Origin of the sequence: Salegentibacter sp., assembly GCF_041642575.1 — a bacterium.
Classification (GTDB): Bacteria; Bacteroidota; Bacteroidia; order Flavobacteriales; family Flavobacteriaceae; genus Salegentibacter.
Window position 1 is genome coordinate 1 of sequence record NZ_JBEPWD010000116.1, and the last position, 5235, is coordinate 5235.

6 protein-coding genes and 1 tRNA gene are annotated in these 5235 nt (G+C 38.3%); 5 read left to right on the forward strand and 2 right to left on the reverse strand.

The window, feature by feature from the left end:
- From ACESK1_RS11795 to ACESK1_RS11815, 5 genes are all read left to right on the forward strand, one after another.
- A partial coding sequence (locus ACESK1_RS11795; RefSeq protein WP_372920380.1) for a flavodoxin domain-containing protein occupies positions 1-355 on the forward strand: 355 nt, incomplete at its 5' end.
- 113 nt (positions 356-468) lie between these two features.
- Positions 469-543, forward strand: a tRNA-Val gene (locus ACESK1_RS11800).
- A gap of 186 nt (positions 544-729) precedes the next feature.
- Positions 730-1389 carry a DUF2490 domain-containing protein gene (locus ACESK1_RS11805; RefSeq protein WP_372920381.1) on the forward strand — a complete coding sequence of 220 codons (660 nt, stop codon included), beginning with the start codon at positions 730-732 and terminating at the stop codon, positions 1387-1389.
- Positions 1390-1399: 10 nt separating this feature from the next.
- Positions 1400-2149 carry a carbonic anhydrase family protein gene (locus ACESK1_RS11810; protein ID WP_372920382.1) on the forward strand — a complete coding sequence of 250 codons (750 nt, stop codon included), beginning with the start codon at positions 1400-1402 and terminating at the stop codon, positions 2147-2149.
- A gap of 158 nt (positions 2150-2307) precedes the next feature.
- Positions 2308-2817 (forward strand): hypothetical protein, encoded by a 510-nt coding sequence (locus ACESK1_RS11815; RefSeq protein WP_372920383.1) that lies wholly within the window; start codon positions 2308-2310, stop codon positions 2815-2817.
- Positions 2818-2924: 107 nt separating this feature from the next.
- Here ACESK1_RS11815 and ACESK1_RS11820 read toward each other — a convergent pair whose 3' ends face one another.
- Positions 2925-3935: an alpha/beta hydrolase gene (locus tag ACESK1_RS11820; protein ID WP_372920384.1), complete on the reverse strand. Its 1011-nt coding sequence runs from the start codon at positions 3933-3935 to the stop codon at positions 2925-2927.
- A 120-nt stretch (positions 3936-4055) separates the two neighbouring features.
- Positions 4056-5235, reverse strand: a 1180-nt coding sequence (locus ACESK1_RS11825; protein ID WP_372920385.1) for a TolC family protein, incomplete at its 5' end; no start/stop codon positions are given.

Here is a 5235-nt window from a genome sequence, read left to right on the forward strand (position 1 = left end):
TATCAAGATCAGGGAATTTGTCTCACACAACAAGGAAAGCCTTGGCAAGATTACTACCGCCTTTTTTTCTGTAAACCTGGTGGCCCGCAAAGAGGACAAGAATTCCCCCGAGACCAATCCCTACCTGGTCAAATTCTTAAAGGAAGTTGACTGGAAACCAGATCTGCCGGCTGTATTCGCGGGTAAACTGGATTATAAAGCTTATTCCTTCTTAGACAGGCTCATGATAAAACTCATTATGAAATTCACCCACGGTCCCACAAGATCAGATATTGCCATAGAGTACACGGACTGGGGAAGAGTAAGAAGTTTTGGCGAACTGGTTCTCAGGAAATTGAATAGAGATTTCAGCTAGGAATAAGGTTGCTGTCTGTTGAAGTTTTTCTATTGAAAAACACTCTTCAAAAGTGCCACTATAAAAAGCTGCAGAAAAGAATTTTAATCTTATTTTTACTGCTGAATAAAAAAGGGTGATTAGCTCAGTTGGTTCAGAGCACTACCTTGACAGGGTAGGGGTCACTGGTTCGAATCCAGTATCACTCACTTAAAAACTTAAAAGCCTCATAGACATTGCGTTTGTGGGGTTTTTTTAGTTTCAGGGAAGTACTTTATAAAGTTTAGTAATAATTTGTGTAATGTTTAAGCTGTTGTTATACAGAAACTTATGTTGATGAAAAGAATTATTTGTATTTTTATAATAGGTAAGCATAATTTTAAGCAGATTTATTAATGAAAAGACTTGGTTTAATACTGCTAATTATGATTCCGGTGTTAGGATTTTCACAAAGTAGTGATTTGGGGAATTGGTTTGTCTATATAGGAAATAAAAAAATCGACGATAAGATAAACTGGCATCATGAAGCTCAATATCGAAATTACAATGCAATTGGAGATTTAGAACAATTACTTCTAAGAACAGGTATTGGATATGACCTTACAGAAAATAACAATAACTTACTTCTGGGTTATGGTTATGTATTAAGTCAGAACTATGTGAATAATACAGATGAAAAAGCAAGTATTAATGAGCACCGGATTTATCAGCAATTTGTTAATAAACAAAGTTTTGGAAGAGTAAATTTCCAGCATCGTTATCGATTTGAACAGCGATTTATTGAAGAAGAAGATCTTAAGTTGCGATTTAGATATTTTCTTGGGTTAAATATTGCCTTAAACAAAAAACAATTTGAAGCCCAAACAATCTATTTTTCAGGGTATAATGAAATATTCTTAAACTCTGAAAAGGATGTGTTCGATAGAAATCGGTTGTTTGGAGGATTAGGTTATATGCTAAATAAAAATACCCGTTTTGAGGTAGGTTATATGAATCAGTTTCTCAACAATGGAAATAGAGATCAAATAAATTTAGTTGCTTTCTTTAACTTTTAAATAAAAACATATGAACTGGAAATTTAAACTTTTGGTATTGTCAGCAGTAATTTTGTCTTTAACAGCTTGTAATCAGGAAAAAAAGACTAATGAAGAAAGTGAAAACATTCAAGTAAATGATTCTGTTTCAGTATCTTCAGGAGACGTGTTAACTAAAGAAGAGCAGGAAGCCTTAACACCTGATGAAGTAATAGAACTTCTAAAAGAGGGGAATAATAGATTTATTAACGATGATATGACTGTTAGAAACCATACAGAACAAATAAGGAAAAGCGCAAAAGCTCAATATCCAAAAGCTATTGTCTTGTCGTGTGTAGACAGTAGAGTTCCTGTTGAAGACGTTTTTGATTTAGGTATTGGGGATCTATTTGTTGCCCGGGTTGCTGGTAATTTTGTGAATGAAGATATTTTAGGAAGTATGGAATTTGCTTGTAAAGTGTCTGGATCTAAACTGGTTTTGGTAATGGGTCACGAACATTGTGGGGCCATTAAAGCAGCGGTAGATGACGTGAAATTGGGTAACATAACCCCTATGCTTCAAAATATAAGACCAGCAGTTGAAGGTGTGAAATATGAAGGTGAGAGAAGTTCTGAAAATCAAGAATTCGTGCATATGGTAGCTGAACGCAATGTGCTGGATAATATAGACGAAATCAGAGATAACAGTCCTATTTTAAAAGAAATGGAAGATAACGGAGAAATTAAAATAGTAGGGGCTGTATACGATATGGACAATGGAAAAGTTGATTGGTTAGAATAAAACTTTGCCCAAATAGTATATGCAGTTAAACTCCTTAAAGGCTTGCATTGCGCATATACCTTCATACTGCCTTTTTAACATATCTCATTAAAGTGTAATTTTGGAATTCTGAGAAACACTTCCACCGCTTGTCCTTATACCTGGTCCTTGGATTCAAGATGAAAAAAATAGTAAACCTAATAATCTGGCTTTTAAGTTTAACTTCCTTAAGTCAGGAATTATCAGTGGTGGAAATCCAGGCTGAGGTTGAAAAAATAAATTCTGAATCGGAGTTAGTTCATTACACATTTGACACAGACAAAATCTACAATCAAACAACTGAAGCTGGTGGAACATTTGATGTTTGGGTGAATAATCAAAAAATTAGGAAAATATCTCAAAAAATCTTTCTCTCAAACGGACAATTTATTACCACTATTTATCTTAAAAATAATCAACCAATTTTAATTCTGGAATTAGAAAAACATTTTCAGTGGAACGATGATAACAGTGGTTTGGATTATGAAAAAGAATTGGAAACCAATTATTCAGAATTAATTTATGCCTATAACTGGGACAAAGATCCCATAAAAGTTGTATCAAAAGGGAATAGTTTACGAAATGAAACAGTCTGTGGGTTAAGTGATTATTGGGGATTACTGCAGACTGCCATGAAAATAATACCCTGAAAAATCCTTTGTGATGTTATTTTTTAGATTTTCTAATCTATAACTTCAATTTCAGTAAAAAAGAAAAAATTTCAAGTCGGCGATTCAGCTTTTTAAACTTGTGTTCTTTAAGGTTCAGGAATAGATATCCCTAAATTTCCCCTTAGAAATTTCATAATCTCTTGTTCCACGCTTTTAATATCCTGGGATTTGATATCGCTACCGATAAAGTGCGTCTTAGGGGTGCTAAGCGCTACAAGTTTTTTTAAGGAATCTGCTGTTGAAAAGGCCTCGTGAACTTCCGGGAAAAGGCTCACCTCTACATGCGCGTCTTTTTCAAAGTAATTCTCTTTGTAGTAAAGCGTCAGAATCGGGCAATTTACCTTGGAGAAAGTTTCCGGGTTCATTGTAGATCCTATTAATATTTGCAAATCTACCAGTGCTTTAGAGGGGTAAATCGTGTCCCAATACTTTTCTGCGATTTCCTGTTCGTGTTCAATTATTTTATGGTCCCCAAAGGAAACCAGGTGAGCAAGTTCGTAACCCCAGGGAGAATTCAGCAAAAAAGAGCCGGTTTGATCATCTTTCACGTTGGGTGCCAGGTTGATTAGCGCATGAACCATGTTGGGGTATTCTGCCGCCAGTTTTATAGCCAGACTGCCTCCGGTAGAGGTACTCATGATAATGACCTTTTTCCCAATCCTGTTTCCTATTTCTAATGCTTCTTTTGCGGAATTCCATGCGGTTTCGGGCGTAAAATCTTTGAGTGCCACCTCGGGTCTCATTCCATGTCCTGCCCAACGTGCCAGATAAATATTAGCATTCAGGCTATCTGCAATATTCACGTTCACTGGATGGGCATCCCGGTAACTGCCTGCGAATCCGTGCAGGTACACAATACTGTATTCGGTAACCTGAGGCGAACTATCCTGCCACTTGATCCTGGCCTGATTATCTTCTCTTAGTGCTTGTCTTGCCTCCGTCCGTTTAACGTGGTTTTCCAGGGCTTCCAAATTAGAAGAAGAAGGTATTTCCGGTAATTCCGTTCTGTAAATTGGATTGATGGGTTTGGGTCCCAAAAAGTAGGAGACCACCAAAACCAGAAGTAAAACTAAAAGAACCCAGTATCTCTTTTTCATTCTTAGGAAATCAAGCTGAATATTTTCGGCCTCTAAATTAAACTTTTGATAACAGGAAATTTCTTTGGCCTCGTTATTTAAACATAGTTTCTGCTATTAACAATAGCCTGAAATCCAAATTCACTCCCCAATCAAACCAAACCGGTAAAAAGTTTTCAGGCGTGCTATCCGGTTCTTGGAGAGATATTCAAAGAATTTATTTTGAGCATTGATGTAACTCATCTGCCTGGAGTTCACCATAAAAAGGGAACTTTCCCCGGCCATAAACATACGTCGTTCACCTTCCAGCAGTCTCCTGGTATTTTCTACCGTTTCCCGGTAGATCTCCAGTTGTTCGTTACTGGTCTGCCATTCGTTTAGGGCGGCCCTGGCTTTATACTTCAGGTTGGCGCGATAATTTTCCAGATCCAGCCTGGCATCGGCCACTTTAAGATTTGCTAATTTTACTTTTCCCCGTTCTTTTCTTAAAAAAAGCGGCATTTCAAATTCAAGCCCAAAATTGTAGTTGTTCATAGAATATTCGGCGGTGGGGACCTCATCTATGGTTTCGGTTAACACATTGTATTTTAAGTTAAGCTCCGGTTTTAATTGTTCCCTGCTCCAGCGGCGGTCTATTTCCAGCTGATCTACTTTAAAGCCGCTGCGGCGCAGCTCAGGGTGTTGCTCAATGAGGTCTTCAGTTTCTCCAATAAATTGTTCGTCAATGGGCACTCCTGTAGCCTCCTGGTAGGCCGGGATCGTACCTTGGGCTATTTCCAACGGGGTAACTCCTTCAAGCCAAAGAAATACCGAAATTTGTTCTGAGGCATTTTCAAACTCCAGCCGGGCTTCGTTATAGCTTATGCGGTTGTTCTGTACCTGTATTCTTGCTTCCGTGGTGTCTATGGCTGCAACCTCTCCGGCCAGGCTGCTTCGGCGCACGCCCTCATAACGTTCTTCAGCGATCTCGATGGCTTCTTCATAAGTCTGCATCACCGAATAACTTTCAAACCATTTCCAATAAGCCCTGCCTGCTTCATAGATGAGTTCGCTAAGCATCAGCTCACGTTCCATTTGAGTCATTTTCCGAAATAACTGTGCTTTTCTGAGTTCGGCCCGTCTTTCATCGATGAATAGGCCTTCTCCCAGTGAAACTGAAATTCCGCCATACCAGAGTCCGTCGGCAGGAGTTACATTCTGTGGGTTGAGATAAGCACCTTCGTTGAGGTCGTAACCACCCTGCAGTTCTATTCCAAACCAGGTTGGGATCTTTAATCCGCTTTCAATGATGCTGTAATATTCGGTACCTTTAAAATTCTTC

What these genes read in the sequence shown, in the direction of transcription:
- ACESK1_RS11815 (WP_372920383.1), top strand. Translation starts at nt 2,308, where the DNA reads ATGAAAAAAATAGTAAACCTAATAATCTGGCTTTTAAGTTTAACTTCC.
- ACESK1_RS11810 (WP_372920382.1), top strand. Translation starts at nt 1,400, where the DNA reads ATGAACTGGAAATTTAAACTTTTGGTATTGTCAGCAGTAATTTTGTCT.
- ACESK1_RS11820 (WP_372920384.1), bottom strand. Translation starts at nt 3,935, where the DNA reads ATGAAAAAGAGATACTGGGTTCTTTTAGTTTTACTTCTGGTTTTGGTG.
- ACESK1_RS11805 (WP_372920381.1), top strand. Translation starts at nt 730, where the DNA reads ATGAAAAGACTTGGTTTAATACTGCTAATTATGATTCCGGTGTTAGGA.